Here is a 19,426-nt window from a genome sequence, read left to right as displayed (position 1 = left end):
ATCGGCTTTTGGCGGGTTCAGATGTGCCCCGTCATTCTGCTGAGATCACATGTCAGGCTATAGAGACATAATAGCAGTAAAACCAACTACAAACGTTCAAAGGAGATTATTATGAGCAACACACCAACTCCAGAAGCTCCAAGCAGTCCAGGTGATCCAGGTGTTCCAGAAGCTCCAAGCACTCCAGGTCCACCCGGTCCGACCGGTCCAACCGGTCCAGAGGGTCCTCCCGGCGCTGATGGCAGTGATGGTGCCGATGGTCCTCCTGGTGCGGCAGGTCCGGCAGGTCCACGAGGTCGGAGAGGTGCGGCAGGTTCGCCAGGTCCACGAGGTCGGAGAGGTGCGGCCGGTCCGACCGGTCCCCCAGGTCCGACCGGCCTGCCCGGAGCAGACGGACAACCAGGTACACCAGGCAGTGATGGAGCACCAGGCGCAGACGGGATGCCCGGTCCGATAGGCGCAAAAGGCGATAAGGGCGATAAGGGTGATCCCGGTCCAGTAGGACCAATAGGCGCAGAAGGACCGATAGGTGCAGAAGGACCGATAGGTGCAGCAGGTCCCCCAGGCCCTGAGGGGCCAGCAGGCGCAGATGGTACACCCGGTTCTCCCGGCTTATCAGGTAGTGATGGGACACCAGGAACAGATGGCACAGACGGTATTCCAGGTGCACCAGGGGTACCGGGTCCGGCAGGTCCAAAAGGCGATATGGGTGACAGGGGTCCGAGGGGGCGGGGAGAACCTGGTCCACCCGGACCAAAGGGAGATAAAGGGGACATCGGTTCACCCGGTCCGATAGGCCCAGCAGGTCCAACGGGACCATCAGGTGCGTCAAGTGTTGGAAGTATTGAAGGCGTTGTCGCACGGCCTGGTGTATCTGTGAGACAGGTTATTGCTGCCTGGAAGCCACTTACGGGTGCAACGGGTTATAGGATAAAGATGTACCGCGTTTTAGATGTGACAAATGTATTAACAGCAAACGTTGGGGCAAGTGTAACTTCCCACGTTTTTACTGCCCCTGCAACTCACACGCCAGGTGAATTTTATACTTTAACGATTCAAGCACGTGTGGGAAATTCATTTGGGCCAATCATAGCACTGTCGAATATCCAGTCAGGAGCGGTATCCACAACGTTATCGCCTCCCAGCAGTTTCGGGGCAAGTGCTGTTAGCTCACAAAGCATGAAGGTGAGATGGCGTCATTCTGGTAGTGGAATTGATAGAATTGATGTTCATTGGAGCACAGACCAAAATTTTGGCACTTATTCAAGCAGGCAATTAGCTTCTTCTGCACGTGAAGTGTCCTTGACTAATCTGACGCCCTCGACGACCTATTACGTGCGAATTGTCGCTATTAAGTATGATGTTGTGACGAAATTCTCTCGACCACTTGCAGGCAGTTTTACGACGATTGCACGGCCTACAAGTGTTCCTGCTAAGGTTACGGGCGTATCTGCGTATGGTGCTAGTAGCTATTATGATGAGGATGATAATTATTATGAGGACGATGGCTACATTACCTGGAATAGTGTTCCGACTGCTACGGGGTATAAAGTGGAATTGTCCAATACATCCTATGACGATGATGGTGCCTATAATGAGGACGGTACACAGGATGTCGGAAAAACACTAAACCATTATACATCTGCCTCTGCGGGGACTGTTAGAGTACGGGCATACAACGAATTAGGAGATGGCCCCTGGTCAGATTCTGTCGATTTCTAACAGAAGCAAGCGCTATACATGCGTCTTTCGCGGTTTATGTCGCTAAGCCGCTGCCCGCTTCAAGTACAGCAAACAGCCCGTCAATCAATGAGCATTGACGGGCTTTGTGATGTTGACCGCGCGACAGCTATCCACTGACAGGTTTGCCAAAGGAATCCACAAAGATGAGGAAGTCGGGCATGTCAATGGTTCCATTGTTGTCGAGGTCGTATTTTGGATCGAAGTTTTCCTGTCCGCTCTGGGTTCCAAACACTTCGACAAATAGCAAAAAGTCTGAGGTCCCGACCTGCCCATCGCCATCAAAGTCAGCAGAGATAAGGGGAGTATCCTGTACCTCAAAGCGGATGATTTCAGTGAAGTTTGCCCGAAGGATGTTCTGTGCCTTGTCCCATACTCTCATGTCAGCAAGTCCCCACGTTCCCGGGATACTGCCGACGGGCAGTATGACCGTTTTATGGTAGGTGTGATAGACAGCCGGATCCCGTGTAAAATAGACTTTGTGAAAATCCGGATCGTAATGCCTAAAGAAGTGCATCACACCATTCGGGTCGCGTAAATACATGTTTGTCAAACTATATCCACTGATGTTGTCTTTAACTCTAAAGCTAATATCGACCTGTGTTTCGCCGTTTGGTGCTTCTGGATTGGTCGGTTCTGCCTGAATGGTGATCTGATTTAAATCGAGTACAGGTGGGATGTCGTCGGGATTTGTCGTTTGAACGTCAATGGTGGCAGGTGCTTCATCTATTATGACATCTTCATCCCTTAACCCATGCCCCGGATCGGTAAAGTACACGCCCTGTGCGTTTAATGCCATATCATACATCTTGATGAAATTGAGTTTGTACGTGCCGCCTGGGAAGTAATCCGGAATTTTAAGTTGAACACTCGTTTCACCGGTTTGTGGATCGTAATTTCCATACTCCTCCGAACGCCGAGAATAGGTTTCGGCATTTGCATCGTTCAGTTGTGCATAGACTCCCTGTTCCCGCATACCGTTTTCTTCAAAAAGCCGCCAGCGTGCGGTGAGAATTTGCAGGGACCTGCCTTCTATCGTGCCTTGCGACAATGAGAGTTGCATTGAATTTTTAACGTAAGCCGGCGGTTCATAATCGGCAAGCGGGTTGTTGAGATAGAGTTTCCATCCGAAATCGACCTGAGATTCGTGGCGTTCATTGCCCTGGGCATCCCTGAGGGTAATTTGATCTGGACCCCAATAACCGTATGCCGCGTACTTTGATAGTGTCTTATGCCCTCTCAAAATGTGGCCTGCATTGATGCGTCTGCCATCCGAGCTTACAGGATGAAGCCAGACGTCAAAGAAGGTCCCTTTTGTGCTGTGAATCCTGAGATGTGTTGCTTGCGCATTGTCAAAGCCATTCTCCCCCCGATGAATTTCCAGATCTATTGTTATCTCCTTGTCCTCTTCTGGTTCGCCCTGAACCCGTATGTCAACCCGTATGATTCGTCCTGGATACACCACATCGGGATACAGATTATAGACCTGAAATGTCAGGTCTTCGCGTATCCGAGATATGTACCGCGTGCCGTGCATGACTCGATCGCGAATAAATTCGTATTTGGCAGGGGAGCGCGAACGCAACTTGTCGGGATTTACGATGTAATAACTGATTGTTTCTGCCATATCCTCATTCGGATTCACACCGTGTGCATAATCAGATACGAACTCGGTCTGTTTGGTCGTTGACCAGCCATCCTGGTCGTCCGGGTTTACATACCAGCCACCGAGTTCAATCCAGTCCTGTTTGAGCTGGTCGTCAAAGAGGTGTTCCCAGAAAAAATGTGCTTTTTCATGGAGAATTAAGCGGTGGATGTAGTCGAGGCCCAGTTCCTTAAAAGCAGATTCCATGAATTCAATATAGCCCTCGGTCGTCCAGGCTATAGCAGGAGCCTGTGGATTAATCGGATGGGGTGTCCCATCTAATCGCCGCACCAGATATTGTAGTCCTGGTGTGCTGAGCATGCCTTGTGGGTATTCTTCAAACATACTCACAAGTGCCATCAATTCTTCATTTTTGAATTCTCCGAACCGACCTGCATGTTCTTTTGTTGTTCTTTGCGTAAGTACGGTGTAGTCCGGTACATCTATGCTTATGCCATACCGTTTCTCTAAAATCTGCTTTAGCGCATGTCTGTCTCTACCACCGTCGGTTACATATCGAACGACGGCATGGTGGAGTCTTTTGGAGAAGAAACGACCTCTCACACCCTCTATCTCAGCCAGTAATGGGTCAGCATAAGTAAAAGCTTCACGAGACAGGGTGACGATTTTCTGCCCGTCCTGGAAGCGAATCTCTATGTCATTTTGAATGTGCTGGTCTGTCAATTGCCATAACGAGGATGGCACTTCGAGTGTCTCTTTGTACGGGTCGTTACTCAATTGCGGTATGGACTCAAAGGTCTGGAGCAGTCGGTAAGCATGTCCGTCACTCCATTCGGTGCCGAGTAATACGGAGTATTGTTGCATGAGACGCAAGGATGCACTGTGCGGTACAATCTGTATCGGCTGGTTTAAGAACATGACCTGCACGGGTTGAACGAGGGTGGCCGATTCTATTCCTTCGTAGGTTGTGTCGGTTTTCCAGGTATAGGTGAATTGTGCAAGTGCGTGCCCGTTGAAGATGAGTGTCAGCAGGAGGATCATGCTGCTGAGGGACGCAAATTTAGAGATGAGGGGATTTGTTTTTGCTGCCACTGTGTTACTCCTTTCAAGTATCTACATCAGGTTGACACATACGTTTGCGTTAATTTAAAAAATATAATTTGTGAGTCAATAGTTAATTGGCTTCCTTATCGACATGAGAAAAAAAGCACCCGATCGTTCATCTGATCAGGTGCTTTTTCATTTTATTTAGCTCAACCTACGCCGCACTGCGTCCCTGTCTCGCTTTTGCCTCCCGGCGGTTGTGCCATTCGACCACGATGGGCGATGCGACAAATGCCGAGGAGTAGGTTCCCACGATGACGCCGATGAGCAGGGCGAATGCGAAGTCGCGGATTACTTCTCCGCCCAGTAAGATTAGGGAGAGGACGACGAGCATGGTGGTGCCCGAGGTGAGTACTGTGCGGTTGAGGCATTCGTTGATGGCGCGGTTGATTACGCTGCTAAAGGTGTCGCGGCGATACAATTTGATGTCTTCGCGGATGCGGTCATAGACCACGATTGTATCGTTGAGGGAGTATCCCACAATGGTGAGCAGTGCCGCCACAATGGCCAGGGAGATCTCCCAATTCATAACTGAAAAGATTCCGAGGGTGATCATGACGTCGTGGAATAGGGCGATGACGGCTGCAATCCCAAATTCGATTTGTCTGAAGCGCCACCACACGTAGATGATGATGAGTATCATTGCGACGAGGATGGCATAGACGGCGTTGTTTTTGAGTTCTTCTCCGATTTTGGGTCCGACGGCTTCCTGACGCCGCAACCACTCGGTCTCGTCTTGAATATTGCCGGCAAAATCGGATTTGAGTCTGGTTTTTATGGCGTCTGCAATGGCTGTGCCTTCGGCTTCTTCCTCCACGCGGATGAGGATGTCGTTGATTGAGCCGAATTCTTTAATTTCGCTGTTGCGCAGGTCCATGCTTTGATCCTCAACGCGGACATCGCCGAGAGACTGGCGGATGTCGCCGACAGAGGCCGGGGGATCAAAGTGCAATTCGAGCAATGTGCCGCCGGCAAAGTCGATGCCCAGGTTATAGCCGCCTTTGGTGATGGTGGATCCCAGGCCGAGCAGGATGAGAACAGCCGATAAGATGAAAGCGCCCCGTCGAACACCGAGAAAGTTGATGCTGGTGTCGCCAAATACGCGTAGCCTGCCGATGCTGAGGCGGGGATTGACCTGGCGCGCGACAATGGTGTCGTAAATCGTGCGCGTGACAAAGATGGCGGTGAACATCGAGGAGATGATACCGATCATCAGGGTGAGTGCAAAACCCTTGATGGGGCCGGTGCCGTACTGATAGAGCACGATGGCGGTGATGATGGTGGTCACGTTGGCATCTACGATGGTCTGTACGGCGCGCGCATAACCATTTTCGATGGCTACCCGCAGGGTTTTTTCTGCGCGCAATTCCTCGCGGATACGTTCGAGGATCAGCACGTTGGCATCTACTGCCATACCTATGGTTAAGATAATACCCGCTATGCCGGGCAGGGTGAGCGTGCCTTGAAATGCCGCGAGTATGGCCATGACAAAGACGAGGTTGAGCACGAGGGCGAGGTCGGCGACGAGGCCCGAGAAACCGTAGTAGATGACCATGAAGATGATGACGATGGCGAGGCCGATGAGGGCTGCATTTCTGCCCTGTTCTATGGAGTCGCGTCCAAGCGATGGTCCCACGGTTCGGTCTTCGACGATGTTGACATCGGCGGGCAGCGCACCTGCGCGCAGGACTATGGCGAGGTCTTTGGCTTCGTCAACGGTGCCCGTGCCTTCGATAATGCCCGATCCCTGGCTGATTTTGGAGCGTATTGTGGGTGCGGAATAGACCTGATCATCGAGGATGATGGCCATGCGTTCGCCCACATTGGCACCCGTGACCCGTCCAAAGAGGCGCACACCCTGGCTGGTGGTGGTGAAGTTGACGATGGGTTGACCGGCGTTTTCAAAGGATTGCCCGGTTGTGACAGAGGCATCGGAGAGAATTTCACCTGTCATTTCTACGCGTCTTTTGAGATAGTAGAGCGCGCGATAGCGTTGTCCGTCACCCATTTCTTCGTCTTTGGAATTCCACAGGAATTGCGCGTCGGGTGGCAGGAGCTTTTGTACGTCCGGGCGATTCATGAGTTCCCGTACGGTCAGGATGTTGTCTTCCATGACCACGAGGTCTGGTCCATAAGCGCGCACATAGCGCGCGAGGGATGGGGTGTCTTCGGCTGTTTGTCCGAGGAGCGGGTCTGCGGCTTGCGCGCTGTCAACAGGTGCCTGGGCGGCAAGGTGTCGGTCAATTTTTTCGATTATGCCTACGCGGTCGGCGTCGGATTTGAGGATTTTGAATTCGAGGCGCGCGGTTTTGCCGATCAGGCCCTTGGCGCGTTCGATGTCTTGCACACCCGGCAATTCGACTACGATGCGCCAATCGCCTTCGCGGTGAATGATGGGTTCAGAGACGCCAAATTGGTCAATGCGATTGCGGATGATTTCGAGGGCGCGCGCAACCACGTCTGTTTTTTCATCTTCTGATAGATTGGATTGATCCACTTCGAGGACGAGGTGGATACCCCCTTGCAAGTCCAGTCCCAGGTTGATGGCCTGCTGTTTTACGCGCTCTCGCTCGTCTAAATTTTCCTGAGTTGCGTAGTAAAATTGGTAGGTGGGATAGAGATAAAAAAGTGCGAGCACTATGGTCGCACCTATGATTAACAAACGCCAGTATTCTCGGGTCATTGGAAGGGGTTACTCCGTTTATGGTGTGATTTACTGGTCGCGTTCAACGACGTGTTGAACCGCCAATGCGAGCGCGTCTCGCGCGCTGGAGGTGTGTAGCGCATTCAGGTTTTTGAGGGCGGATTGGGCATAAGAGCGCGCTTCTTCTCGCGCGGCTTCTACGCCTCGATAGCGCCGGACAAAGCGTTTGATTTCTCGCCAGTCGCTGCCGGTTTCCACGCCGTTGAGTACTTTGTTGCGAATGTGGTCAGCTTCGCCGTTTTTGCAGTTTGCCAGTGCCCGAATTAAGGGCAAGGTCAATTTTTTTTCTCGAAGGTCGTTTCCCGTGGGCTTGCCCATGTTGTTTGTGTTGCCCATCAGGTCGAGGACGTCGTCGGTAATCTGGAAGGCGACGCCTATTTCACTGCCGAAAGACGCCATGCGAGCGATCTGGGTGGGCGACCCTTTTCCCAAAATAGCACCTAATTCGCAAGCCAGCGCGAGCAGAGATGCGGTTTTTTGGTTGATCATGCGGAAATAGAGCGCGGCTTCACCCGAAGAAGATATTTCGCCTTCGAGAATTTCTCCTTCAACGACGCGCTGAATTGCGTGGGTCGTGGCGTTCATGACTTGTAGAGAGTTGAGGCCAACGAGCACTTGCATTGATTTGGCAAAGAGAAAATCGCCCATCAAAATGGCTGCGCGGTTGCCCCATTTCAGATGCAGGACATCGGCTCCCCGGCGCGTTTCTGCGTTGTCGATCACGTCGTCGTGAATGAGCGATGCCGTTTGTATAATTTCAACGCCTACAGCAGCATCGATTACCGCGTCTGAACACTCGCCCACGGCTTGCGCTGTTAAGAATGCAAGGGCAGGTCGAAAACGCCTGCCCCTGTTTTTAACAACGTGATAGGCCATTTCTTGTATGCCCCCGACATCAGAGGCCGTCATAATTTCTTCGAGACGGGTTTCAAAGCGTGCGATCTGATATTGGATGGGCGCGAAAATTTGGTCTAACATGGCGCGTTTATCAAGGGGTGAGATAAACTATCGACAAAGCGATGGGTTAAGGCGTGAGAAATTAACAAAAAAGGTTGTAAAAGTCAATGATTAGCAATTGGCGGTCAGCGGGCGACCACAGGGGGTCGCCCCTACAAGCCGGATTAACAATATTATCGTAGGGGACGGTCCCCGTGCCGTCCCATCACCGCCTTTTAGCGAGGATCGCACGCGGATATCCCCCCAGGTCGGTGTGGGTCGCGATGCGGGCGAGGTCCATTTGTCGGTTGAGCAGTTGGGTGACGGCATCGGCCTGGTCGTGGCCGATTTCCAAAGCCAATAATCCGCCCGGTGCGAGCAAGGGAATGCTTGCGGGAATGATTTTGCGATAAAAGTCGAGGCCATCTCTGCCTCCGTCTAAGGCGAGGCGAGGATCAAAGTCGCGGACTTCGGATTGCAGGGCGTCGATTGCATTGCTGGGGATGTAGGGGGGGTTGGAGAGGATGGCGTGGAAGCTTTCTGGTTTTGCAAAGGGTGTGAGGAGGTCGGTTTGGAGAAAGGAAATGCGGTCTAAGACGCCGTTGAGATGGGCGTTTTGGCTGGCGAGACGGAGTGCTTTGTGAGATATGTCTGTGGCGATGACACGCGATTCGGGGAGTGATTTGCTAAGGGTAATGGCGATGATTCCCGATCCGGTGCCAATGTCGAGGATGCGGGGATTTGTGCAGGTGTTTAATTGGTTGAGGGTGACTTCAATGAGGGTTTCTGTTTCCGGTCGGGGGATCAGGGCGTCGGACGAGGTGTGAAATGGGAGGCCGTAAAATTCGGTGTTGCCCAAAAGGTGTTGCAGGGGGATGCGATTGGCGCGGCGGTGAATCAGGTTGCGGTAGGTCGCGTTTTGTGCAGGGGTGAGTGGCTGGTGTGTCCGCAAATGCAGTTCTGAGCGCGGGCATTCAAGCACATGGGCGAGTGTCCATTCGGCATCTGCCCGCGGACTGGGGACACCCGCTTTGAGGAGGATGTCGCTGGCCCAGGTCAGAAGGTGGGGAATGGAGGTCGGCATGGGGGGCGTCTATTCTTGTTGTTTGAGTTTTTCCGTCTGGTCAGAGAGGCGAAGGGTATCGATGAGTTCTGCGATGTTGCCGTCCAGAATGTCTTCAAGTCTGTGCAAGGTGAGTTTGATGCGGTGGTCGGTTACGCGTCCCTGTGGGAAATTGTAGGTGCGAATTTTCGCGCTTCGGTCGCCGCTGCCAATTTGTGAGCGGCGATCAGCAGCGGTTTTGGCCTGTTGTTCGCGGATGGCCTGATCGAGCAGGCGAGAGCGCAAGACTTTGAGTGCTTTGGCTCTGTTTTTGTGCTGGGATTTTTCGTCCTGACACGTAACGACGAGTCCCGATGGCAGATGGGTGATGCGCACTGCCGAGTCGGTGGTGTTGACGCTTTGACCTCCGGGACCTGACGAGCGAAAGACATCTATTTTGAGGTCGTTGAGGTCGATGTCTATATCGACGTCTTCTGCATCGGGGAGAACGGCTACGGTAGCTGTCGAGGTGTGAATGCGACCGCTGGATTCGGTTTCGGGTATGCGCTGGACCCGGTGTACGCCGCTTTCGTATTTTAGCCTGCCGTAGATGCCGTTGCCAACGACTAAGAAGATGATTTCTTTGTATCCACCAATTCCCGTGGGGTTTGAGCTGAGGATTTCACAGCGGCCACCGGTGTGTTCTGCATAGCGCGAATACATGCGGTGGAGGTCGGCGGCAAAGAGGGCGGCTTCTTCCCCTCCCGCGCCTGCGCGTATTTCGACGACGGTGTCTTTGTCGTCGTTGGGATCTTTGGGGATTAAGAGCATTTTGAGGGTGTTGGAAAGGTCTGATTCCCGCTGCACGAGATCTTCTTTTTCCATTTGGGCCATATCGACGAGTTCGGCATCATCTGACGTGTTGATGATGTCATTTATATCGGCCATTTCTTCGCGCACGTTGTTGTAGTCGCGGTAGGTTGTGACGATTTCTTCGAGGTCGCGGTATTCTTTGCCGAGTTTGCGGAGGCGGTTGGGGTCTGAGGCGACTTCGGGTCTGGCCATTTCTTCGCCGAGTTTGAAATAGCGGGTTTCAATGGTTTTGAGTTGTTCAAACATGGTGGTTCTTTCGGTTTTTATTACACAAAAAGGGCGAAACAGTCGCGGCATGCGGCCGTTTCACCCTTTTCCATGTAGATTGCGTTGCTAACTGTCTGTTTTTTCTTCTTCCCCGTCTTTAATACCATATCGGCGGCGATAGCGCTCGACCATACCGGCAGTGTCAACGAGCATCATCTTGCCGGTGAAGAAGGGATGGGTAGCCGAACTGATTTCAACTTTGATCAGTGGATAGGTGTTGCCGTCTTCCCATTCGATGGTTTCTTCAGAGGTGCGCGTCGATCGCGTTTTGACCCGAAATGGCGGGTTGGCACTGACGTCTTCGAAGATCACGTCGCGGTATTCTGGATGGATATCGGATTTCATTGTGATTATCCTCAAGTTGTTCAAATGTTTATGAAAAACAGACACAGAGTACAAAATATACCAAAATGCCCAGGAATAATCAAGTCACGGGTTTTAGAAGGCGTGGACCGGTTCACTCATGGCATTGAGAAAGTCTTCGTTGGTTTTGTTTTCTTTGGTGCGTTCTGTGAAGAATTCCATCGCTTCCAGAGGTTGCATCTGGTTGAGTAGTTTTCGCAGGATCCAGACGCGGTTGAGTTCTTTTTCCTGGAGTAAGAGTTCTTCTTTGCGCGTACTGGACATGGATACGTCAATGGCGGGAAAGATGCGGCGATTGGAGAGCCGGCGGTCGAGTTTGAGTTCCATGTTGCCCGTGCCTTTAAATTCTTCGAAGATGACTTCGTCCATGCGGCTTCCAGTTTCGACGAGGGCCGTTGCCAGGATGGTCAGGCTGCCGCCTTCTTCGATATTGCGCGCTGCGCCAAAAAATCGCTTGGGCCATTGCATGGCCGTCGAGTCGAGACCGCCGGTGAGAATGCGCCCACTGTGGGGGGCGACAGTGTTATAGGCCCGGGCTAAGCGGGTGATGCTGTCGAGCAAGATGACGACATCTTGCTGGTGTTCGACCAATCGCCTGGCTTTTTCTATGACCATATCAGCTACCTGGACATGCCGGGTCGGGGGTTCGTCAAAGGTGGAACTGACGACTTCGCCTTCGACCGAACGGAGCATGTCTGTGACTTCTTCGGGGCGCTCGTCGATGAGGAGGACGATGAGCGTGATTTCGGGATGGTTTTGGGTAATGGCATTGGCAATTTTTTGCAGGAGCATGGTTTTGCCAGTAAACGGGGGGGCGACTATCATGCCGCGTTGGCCTTTGCCGATTGGGGTGAGGAGGTTCATGATGCGGGTGGAGAGGTCCTGTGAATCGTATTCGAGGTTGATGCGTTCGTCCGGGTGTAGTGGCGTGAGGTTGTCAAATAGAATTTTTTGTTTCGCTACTTCGGGATCTTCAAAATTGATGGCTTCAACGCGAATGAGTGCGAAGTATTTTTCGTCGCCTCTCGGTGGACGAATATGCCCCGATATGGTGTCTCCGGTTCGCAGGTTGAAGCGTTTGATTTGCGAGTGGCCCACATAAATGTCGTCGGGACCGGGTAAATAATTGTACTTTGGCGATCTGAGGAAGCCAAATCCGTCTTCGAGGATGTCGAGAACACCCTGTGCGAAGATACGCCCACTTTTTGCGGTTTGGCTCTGGAGAATGGCGAAGATAAGTTCTTGTCTTCGCAGGCTGCTGTAGCCTTGAATATCGAGTGCTTGCGCGTGTTTGTTGAGTTCGGATATGCTGCATTCCTGCAGCTCAAACATGTTCAATTTTTCTTCGGTAATTGCCATTTTTTGAAGTTCCTGATGGGTTGGAAGGGGAGAAGCGGTACATGCCCGGACGACACCATGCCAGATGGGGTGTAAAATAAATGCTGTGCGAAATCATTGGATTACTGCGAAGCCTGCAGAGAACAATGTTTTGGAAGATTGTGGGGCAGGATGCGGAGCATTAGTGCGAGGGAATGCTTTTTGAAGTTGACCTAAACGTAAAACAAACAATGTGGCTTGTCAAGGATTTTCAATCGCGTGCGTCAGTTCATGGGTGATGTGTTCGAGCAATGCGGCATCTGTGATTTTATCGCCGTTTTTACGCACGTAAAAGGCATCCACAGCGCGGTCTGCCTGTGTGCCAATGCGAGCGGTGTATATGTCGAGGCCGAGGTCTGATAATGTGCGCGTGATGCGATACAGGAGACCCGTTGCGTCTTGTGCCGTGATATCGATGACGGTGGAGCGCATGGAAACATTGTTGTCGAATGTGATTTTAGGAGAGATGGGAACGGTGGGCTGCCGCCTCAGAGCCCACCGTTGACTGTAGCTGGCAAACAGGTCTGATACGCGCTCTTTTAGTTGAAAGACATCGATCAGGGTTTGTTGAATTTTTTCTCGTAATGCAGCGTCATCATCCATATCGGAAGTGACCTGAAAGATGTCGATGACTGTGCCGTCGTTGCGCGTATAGGCATGTGCGCTGAAGATGTTGATGTCGTGGGTTGCCAGTACACCACAAATTTCTGATAGGCGAAAGGGCTGGTCGTGCGTGCAGATGGTGATTTCCAGAAAGAGGTCGCCGGGTTGTACGCTAACGGCGACCAGCGAGGATCCCATTGTGTCGATGAGTTGCAGGTGTTGTGCAATTTCTTCCGGGCTGTTTTGTTCGGGATAGCGCGGGGGCATGTTGTTGAGGTGTTCGATAAGGGTCTGATATGGGATGCGCGATTCCAGAGCAGCGAGGATTTTTTGAATGTCTTGTAGTTCGGGTTGCTCGCGGTCGGGCAGGGCTTTTTGGGTGAGGAGATAAAAGGTGTTTTCGTAGAGTTCGCGCAAGAGGTGACCTTTCCAGGAAGTCCACGCAGTTTGTGTGACGGCAGACAGGTCGGCATAGGTGAGGACATAGAGCATCCGCAAAGTATCGGGGTGTGTAAATGTGCTGGCAAATTCGGCGATCATGCGATGATCTGACAGGTCGCGGCGCTGTGCAATGGCGGACATTGCGAGATGGTGTCGGACGAGAAAAACAACGGTTTCTATCTGGTCATCGGGCAATTGAAGGCGTTTGAGAAAGTCCCGTGTCATTTCTGCGCCGACAATGCTGTGGTCTTTGTCGCGGACAGATTTTCCCACGTCGTGCATCATCAGCGCGAGATAGAGAAGCTCTTTTCTCGGGATTTCGTTGTACACGCGTCGGAGGTGCTGTAGATCATGGGGAAGAGAAGGTGATCGCGCGAGGTAGTCGAGACGCTCTACTGCCACCAGGGTGTGTTCGTCTGCCGTGTAGATGTGATAGCGATTGTATTGTACCAAACAGGTCAGGCTGCCGAATTCGGGTACATAAGTGCCCAGGATGTCGAGTTCGTGCATGGTGCGAAGGGTGGTGCCAATGCCGGTGGGTGTGCGGAAGAGGTCGAGAAAGATGCGACTGACGCGCTCAGAAGATCTGAAGCTGTCGTCGATGAGATGGATGTGGTCTTTTATTCCCTGTTTGGCCGCTTCGTTGAGGGGGACGCCAAATCGCTGTGAATTGAGGAAAAGGGAGAGGAGGCGATGGGGCGTGTTGTCAAAAAAATGGCGTCGCTTTTGGGGCAGGGCAATGTGCGTGTGGTGTAGCACGGAGCCGTCGTCGAGTTGTCGGCGCGTGAGCAATCCCACAGCCCGACCAGTGGAAGATTGGCCTTTGAGGCGTTCACATATCAGGTCGCTGAGGTGTTTGATTGCACGCGCATGGGTGTAGTAGTCTCGCATGAAATGTTCCACACCCAGTTCATTGTCGCGGTCCTGGTAGCCCAAATTTTTGGCAATAGCGAGTTGCAGGTCGTGTTCGAGTATGTCAAAGGGTTTGCCCGTGTGAAAGTGCAGTTCGCTGCGCGTGTGCAACATGAAATCAAGGGCTTCAACATAGATTTGATAATTTCTGCGCGTGAGAACATGGCTTTCTACCAGACCTTCGGGCGCGCGAAGGCCGCGGCGCGCCACCAAAAACCAGCCCGCTGTGTGAATATCTCGCAACCCCCCCGGGCTTTCTTTGACATTGGGTTCGAGGAGTTGGACCGAGAATTTGGATTTGCTGTGTCGCTGGATGCGTTCCTGATATTTTTTTTCTACAAAACCGCGCGCGCGTCTGCCAAAAAATCGCCGTTCAAGTGTGTCTCGCAGTTGGGTCTCTAAAGCGGGGTCTCCCACGAGATGGCGGGTTTCGAGCATTGCGGTGAGGGAGTCGGTGTCGTCTTGTGCTGCAGTGATGCAATCGGAAAGGGTGCGCGTGCTGTATCCCACGTCAAATCGCAGATCCCACAGGGTGTGGAGAATCGCGCGCGTTATGGGGTCGCCTTCGCGGACTTTTTTGTGAAAGAGAAATAACAGGTCGATATCCGAGTGGGGATTGAGCGCGCCTCGGCCATATCCCCCTTGCGCGATTACGGCAAACCCGGTTGGCTCACCGTGTTCTTCTTTTGCTTCGGCGTACAGTGCCTGGATGAGTGTATCGACGCGCTGTGTGAGTGCGGCAACTATAACACTACCCGATGCGCCGTTCCGGTGCTGTGTATGAATAGTTTCCCAGGTGGTGTCGAGATAGGTCCGCAAGTACGACAGGCGTTCGGTGGGCCAGGCATCTGATGTTCTTTTTGCGTTGAGCAAGTCGCGTGGGAGGGTATCAAATGTGGCGATTTGTTTATTCAATGGGTAGTCCTTTGGAAATGGCTACGACGCTACGAGAGGTAATAATATCACGCCAAATGTATAAGTGGTCAAGATATTTGGGCTTGCGCTTTGGATATAAATCCCCAAATTTAAGATTAAATGGCTTTTATAGTTGTATCGGGAGAACGCGCATGGACATGGCTACGGATTATAGTGCTTCTATTCTGGAGGGGCTGGGAGAGGGCATCGTGGCTTTTGATCAAACACATCGGGCCGTGATGGCCAATGCACATCTGATTGCGTTAATGGGGTGGGATAAACAGGCTGTTTGTGGCGCTTCGCCAGAGGTGCTATTTGCCCAACGCCCTGAGTTGTTGCGGATTTTGAACGAGGGTATGAAAAACAAGGTGCTGGTGTCAGATACGGATCTGGTACACCACAATGCCGATGGTGGATTGCAACATTTGCGCGTGAGTACGTCGTTTTTGGATGCGGATACGCAGTGTGGGCTGGTGCTGGCGGTGCGCGATGTGTCTGAGATAAAGCGGATGGAGTGGGAGATCTTTCAGGTTGAAAAGATGACGGCGTTGGGGCGTTTGGCCGCTTCTGTTGCCCATGAAGTGCGCAATCCTCTGGGGGCGATTGATATTCAGTTGCAATTGTTGGAGGAAGATCTCGACGCGTTGTCAAGTGCGTTAAAAGAGCGCTTTGTAGGGCGGCTCAATATCGCGCAGACAGAGATGAAACGGCTCGACCGCCTGGTGTATAATTTTTTGCGTTTTTCGCGCACGCCCAAACTCCATTTGCGGCAAGTGTCTCTCAACGATGTGGTTCGCCGCGTTTTTGAACTGGTCTCGCCCGAAGCGCGCGAGCGCGGCATTGTGTTGCGTCTGGAACTTTCCGAGAATCTGCCCGCGATTAATGGAGATGAAGACCAACTCGGTCAAGCCGTGCTCAATATTGTGGTGAATGCCTTTCAGTCTATGGCCACGGGTGGGGATTTGGTTGCCCGAACGCAAACCGAGTCGGGGCAGGTGTGTTTGATGCTTACAGATACGGGTTGCGGGATTCCAGAAGAAGAAGTGGATCGCATTTTCGAGTTTTATTATACGACGAAGGATGAGGGTACCGGGTTGGGGCTGTCTATTGCCCAGCGCATCATTTATCAGCACGGAGGACATATCGATGTCGAGAGCCGCCCCGAACTGGGAACGACTTTCCGGGTGTATTTGCCCGAGCATGAGATACGATAGAGGTAACTTATGGATACGAGTGAGATTAGGCTTTTGATTGCAGATGATGAGTACTATATCTGCGAGGGTCTGCGAGAGGCGATGACCAAAGACGGTTATCGGGTTGATGTGGCTTATGATGGGAATCAGGCAAAGACGCTTATGGAGGCTCATGAGTATGATGCCGCAATTTTTGATCTCAAGATGCCGGGGCAGGATGGTCTATCACTTTTGAAGTGGGTGCGCGGCGCAAATCGCGAGATTGGGGTTATTGTGATTACGGCTTATGGCGAGGTGGAGACGGCTGTTGAAGCTATGCGGCGGGGGGCTTATGATTATTTGACCAAGCCCGTAGATCTGAAGCGGTTGCGTCTGTCTTTGGAGCGTTTGCTGGATCACCAGGCATTGGTCGCGGAGAATCGCGTATTGCGGGCGCGTCTGGATTCCAATGGCGAAAATGGAGATGTTGTGCATCGGAGTGCCGCCATGGAACAGGTTAGTGATACCATAGCGCAGGCGGCTATGACCGATGTGCCGGTTTTGATTACCGGGGAAACGGGGACGGGGAAAGAACTCGTGGTGCGTGCGATTCATCAGACGAGTGCGCGGCGGAATGCGCCTCTGGTGGCGATGAATTGCGGGGCGTTTGCCGAGACGTTATTTGGCAGTGAGTTGTTCGGTTATGTAAAAGGCGCGTTTACAGGTGCAACAGCGGATAAGGCGGGTTTTTTTGCCGCGGCTGAAGGCGGGACGCTTTTTTTTGATGAAGTGGGTGAAATCCCTTTGCCCAATCAAGTCGATTTGCTTCGCGTATTAGAAGAAAAAGTCTATCGCCCGGTGGGGAGTACCAAAGCGGTGGCCGCAGATGTGCGACCTATTTTTGTCACCAATCGCGATCTCGAGCGAGAAGTGGCAGAAGGGCGGTTTAGAGAAGATTTGTATTATCGCATCAATGTGGTGCCCATTCGCCTGCCGCCGCTTCGCGAGCGCGTCGAAGATATTCCGCTTTTGATCGATGTGTTTTTTGACACTCTGTGTGTGTTGCACCACAAAGCGCGCAAGGAGTTGACGCCCGATGCAATGGACAGGGTTCTGGCTTATTTCTGGCCCGGCAATGTGCGCGAGTTGAAAAATACCATTGAGCGCATTGTGGTAACCTGCGCAGATCAGAAGGTGGATGTCGATCATTTGCCTTCTCGAATACGCGATGCCCAGAATGAGACAGATACGATAACGGTTGAACTCGGTTCATCGCTTGCAGATGTGGAGCGCGCGCTGATCGAGAAGACACTGGCACATGTGACGGCAAATCGGAAGGAGGCCGCGGCACTGTTGGGGATCAGTGTTCGCGCGTTGCAATACAAAATTAAGGCGTATAATCTGCGCTAATTTTCAAAAACGCAATTTTTGCATTTTAGTTATAAAATGGGGTGCAATTTTTGCATGTTTTTTTGAAAAAAAAGAGTGTGCAGATTGGATTTTCTAAATTTTGTTCAATATAAACAATAAGTTATGTCTTCAGGCATGTTTTTGGCACGGATATTGCTGTTATATTCGATGTGTATTTTTGATGGTGGTGGCGTGTTTGGAGATTAACCTTTGTTTTTATTGATGTTAATGAGGTGTTCTCCTTTTTTAATAAATGTTTTATAGTTTGAAGGTGCAAATTCTGCATTTTGTTGCGTGTGGGGGTCAGGTGAATCAGACGACAATTTTATCTGAAGACGATGTTTTTCATTTTGATGTTTCGCTTCTTGTACCCGAGTTACAATCACAAGATCGCCTGGGGGCGATCAAGGAACTGGTCGATCGGCTCTATGGGCGCAGGAAGGTGGTCGATAGTCTGAAGTTTTTGCAAACTATTCTGGATCGAGAAGATCAGATGAGTACGGTTTTGGGCCGGGGTGTTGCACTGCCCCATGCGCGATGCCGCTCGGTTGCTCAGCCCGGTGTGGCATTGGGTATTTCTCAAGCGGGTATTGCTTTTCCCCCAGATGCGGAACCCGTTCACGTGATATGCATGGTTGCAGTGCCCGATGCGGCGCCTGTGCCTTATCTGTCGGTTTTGAGCAATTTGGCACTGTTGTTTAAAAATTCAGATGTGCGAGCGGGTTTGATGGCTTGCGACACATCGATGAGTATGTATCAGTTTATGACAAAACATCTCGCGCAAATTCGCAAGATGTCGGCTCCCAATTCTGTTTTATAGTAGCTCTCCCCATCTTTTACAGGAGGTTCCCCTTGCCTGGAATTATGATACAAGATAGTGAGTCTCTGGATTTGTATCTGCGAGACATTGCCTCGTCAGAACCCCTTTCGAGTGCAGAAGAAATTGAACTGGCAAAGAAGATCCACAAAGGTTGTCAGAGATCCAGAGATAAACTGGTTGCGGCCAATCTCCGTTTTGTGGTGAGTGTGGCGCGCGAATATCAAAATCACGGGGTGCCTCTGGCCGATTTGATCAGCGCGGGCAATATGGGTCTGATGACGGCTGCCGAGCGTTTTGATGGCACGCGGGGCTTTAAGTTTATTTCTTATGCTGTCTGGTGGATCCGCCAGGCGATTCACCAGAGTCTGGCACAGGATTCGCGGGTTGTGCGGTTGCCCATTAACCGCATTGATTTGTTGCACAATATTTCAAAGGTCTCGCGCGAGTTGAGGCAATCGAGCGAGACCGAACCCGAACCCGAAACCGTGGCCAAAGAACTCGGCGTGTCGGTGGAGATGGTTCAGGATACGCTGATGCGCGCGCGCGATGTCTGGTCTCTGGATGCGTCTTTCCGCGAGGAGGATGACCACAGTTTGTTGCATGTGTTGCCCGATAAGACGCAAAAGGCTCCCGATGAGGAGGTTGTAGAGGATTCGGTGCGCGAGCAGGTAAAAGATGTGCTCACATCTCTGGATGACCGCGAGACCGAGGTTTTGCGCCTGTATTTTGGTCTGGGCGGCGAAGAGCCGCTTACGCTTGAAGAGATTGGCGTTCGGTTCAATTTGACCCGGGAGCGCGTGCGGCAAATTAAGGAGAAGGCACTGCGCAGATTGCGCCATCCGCGTCGCCGCTCGCAGCTTGAGCCGCTGCTGGAAGTGACTTAAATGCAGTAAGACGAAAGACGCGAGATGTAAGACTTAAATGCCCCTGAGTTTTCAGGGGCATTTTTTTAGCTATGAGAAATTGACAAACCCAACCGTTCGGTGCTACTTGAGATAGAGCAGCCGTTGCGTCTGTACCCCACCGGGATAGCTCAGACGTGCGATATAGACCCCCGTCGATAGCGAGACGCCCCGCTGATCGAGCACATCCCACCGTATCTGGTAGGAGCCTGCGGCCTGGGACTGATCCACCAATGTGC

Annotated in this window: 13 protein-coding genes; 5 read left to right on the top strand and 8 right to left on the bottom strand. The window is 51.9% G+C overall.

What is annotated here, in order from left to right; genetic code table 11:
- Positions 1-111 precede the first annotated feature (111 nt).
- Positions 112-1,722, top strand: a complete 1,611-nt coding sequence (locus OXH16_15125) for a fibronectin type III domain-containing protein (protein MCY3682731.1) — start codon at positions 112-114, stop codon at positions 1,720-1,722.
- Positions 1,723-1,849: 127 nt separating this feature from the next.
- Here OXH16_15125 and OXH16_15120 read toward each other — a convergent pair whose 3' ends face one another.
- The 8 genes from OXH16_15120 to glnD form a co-directional block, all read right to left on the bottom strand.
- Complete coding sequence (locus tag OXH16_15120) at positions 1,850-4,438, bottom strand: hypothetical protein (GenBank protein ID MCY3682730.1); 2,589 nt, start codon at positions 4,436-4,438, stop codon at positions 1,850-1,852.
- 166 nt (positions 4,439-4,604) lie between these two features.
- Positions 4,605-7,133 carry a protein translocase subunit SecD gene (gene secD, locus OXH16_15115; protein MCY3682729.1) on the bottom strand — a complete coding sequence of 843 codons (2,529 nt, stop codon included), beginning with the start codon at positions 7,131-7,133 and terminating at the stop codon, positions 4,605-4,607.
- Positions 7,134-7,163: 30 nt separating this feature from the next.
- A complete protein-coding gene (locus OXH16_15110; GenBank protein ID MCY3682728.1) occupies positions 7,164-8,132 on the bottom strand; it encodes a polyprenyl synthetase family protein in 969 nt (322 codons plus the stop codon).
- A gap of 184 nt (positions 8,133-8,316) precedes the next feature.
- Entirely contained in the window at positions 8,317-9,174 is an 858-nt protein-coding gene (gene prmC / locus OXH16_15105) for a peptide chain release factor N(5)-glutamine methyltransferase (GenBank protein ID MCY3682727.1), read from the bottom strand.
- Between the two features lie 9 nt (positions 9,175-9,183).
- Complete coding sequence (gene prfA / locus OXH16_15100; protein MCY3682726.1) at positions 9,184-10,251, bottom strand: peptide chain release factor 1; 1,068 nt, start codon at positions 10,249-10,251, stop codon at positions 9,184-9,186.
- A gap of 87 nt (positions 10,252-10,338) precedes the next feature.
- Entirely contained in the window at positions 10,339-10,617 is a 279-nt protein-coding gene (locus OXH16_15095) for a type B 50S ribosomal protein L31 (GenBank protein ID MCY3682725.1), read from the bottom strand.
- Positions 10,618-10,710: 93 nt separating this feature from the next.
- Positions 10,711-11,973 (bottom strand): transcription termination factor Rho, encoded by a 1,263-nt coding sequence (gene rho / locus OXH16_15090; GenBank protein MCY3682724.1) that lies wholly within the window; start codon positions 11,971-11,973, stop codon positions 10,711-10,713.
- A gap of 240 nt (positions 11,974-12,213) precedes the next feature.
- Positions 12,214-14,883, bottom strand: a complete 2,670-nt coding sequence (glnD, locus tag OXH16_15085; GenBank protein ID MCY3682723.1) for a [protein-PII] uridylyltransferase — start codon at positions 14,881-14,883, stop codon at positions 12,214-12,216.
- Positions 14,884-15,035: 152 nt separating this feature from the next.
- On the opposite strand from glnD, the gene OXH16_15080 reads away from it, so the two are divergent.
- The 4 genes from OXH16_15080 (at position 15,036) to OXH16_15065 (ending at position 19,169) form a co-directional block, all read left to right on the top strand.
- The gene (locus OXH16_15080; GenBank protein MCY3682722.1) at positions 15,036-16,097 is read left to right on the top strand and encodes an ATP-binding protein; all 1,062 of its coding nucleotides are present in this window, start codon (positions 15,036-15,038) and stop codon (positions 16,095-16,097) included.
- A 9-nt stretch (positions 16,098-16,106) separates the two neighbouring features.
- A complete protein-coding gene (locus OXH16_15075) occupies positions 16,107-17,465 on the top strand; it encodes a sigma-54 dependent transcriptional regulator (protein MCY3682721.1) in 1,359 nt (452 codons plus the stop codon).
- A 307-nt stretch (positions 17,466-17,772) separates the two neighbouring features.
- Positions 17,773-18,285 (top strand): PTS sugar transporter subunit IIA, encoded by a 513-nt coding sequence (locus OXH16_15070; protein MCY3682720.1) that lies wholly within the window; start codon positions 17,773-17,775, stop codon positions 18,283-18,285.
- Between the two features lie 44 nt (positions 18,286-18,329).
- Positions 18,330-19,169 carry an RNA polymerase sigma factor RpoD/SigA gene (locus OXH16_15065; protein ID MCY3682719.1) on the top strand — a complete coding sequence of 280 codons (840 nt, stop codon included), beginning with the start codon at positions 18,330-18,332 and terminating at the stop codon, positions 19,167-19,169.
- Positions 19,170-19,426: the final 257 nt, after the last annotated feature.

This window comes from Gemmatimonadota bacterium, assembly GCA_026705765.1.
In the GTDB taxonomy this organism is placed as follows: domain Bacteria; phylum Latescibacterota; class UBA2968; order UBA2968; family UBA2968; genus VXRD01.
The sequence above is the reverse complement of the archived record's forward strand: the minus strand, read 5'-3'. Positions and strand labels throughout refer to the sequence as shown.

Coding starts and splice junctions, on each gene's coding strand:
- OXH16_15065 (MCY3682719.1), top strand. CDS start 18,330: ATGATACAAGATAGTGAGTCTCTGGATTTGTATCTGCGAGACATTGCC.
- prfA (MCY3682726.1), bottom strand. CDS start 10,251: ATGTTTGAACAACTCAAAACCATTGAAACCCGCTATTTCAAACTCGGC.
- OXH16_15125 (MCY3682731.1), top strand. CDS start 112: ATGAGCAACACACCAACTCCAGAAGCTCCAAGCAGTCCAGGTGATCCA.
- OXH16_15080 (MCY3682722.1), top strand. CDS start 15,036: ATGGACATGGCTACGGATTATAGTGCTTCTATTCTGGAGGGGCTGGGA.
- prmC (MCY3682727.1), bottom strand. CDS start 9,174: ATGCCGACCTCCATTCCCCACCTTCTGACCTGGGCCAGCGACATCCTC.
- secD (MCY3682729.1), bottom strand. CDS start 7,133: ATGACCCGAGAATACTGGCGTTTGTTAATCATAGGTGCGACCATAGTG.
- OXH16_15110 (MCY3682728.1), bottom strand. CDS start 8,132: ATGTTAGACCAAATTTTCGCGCCCATCCAATATCAGATCGCACGCTTT.
- OXH16_15075 (MCY3682721.1), top strand. CDS start 16,107: ATGGATACGAGTGAGATTAGGCTTTTGATTGCAGATGATGAGTACTAT.
- OXH16_15095 (MCY3682725.1), bottom strand. CDS start 10,617: ATGAAATCCGATATCCATCCAGAATACCGCGACGTGATCTTCGAAGAC.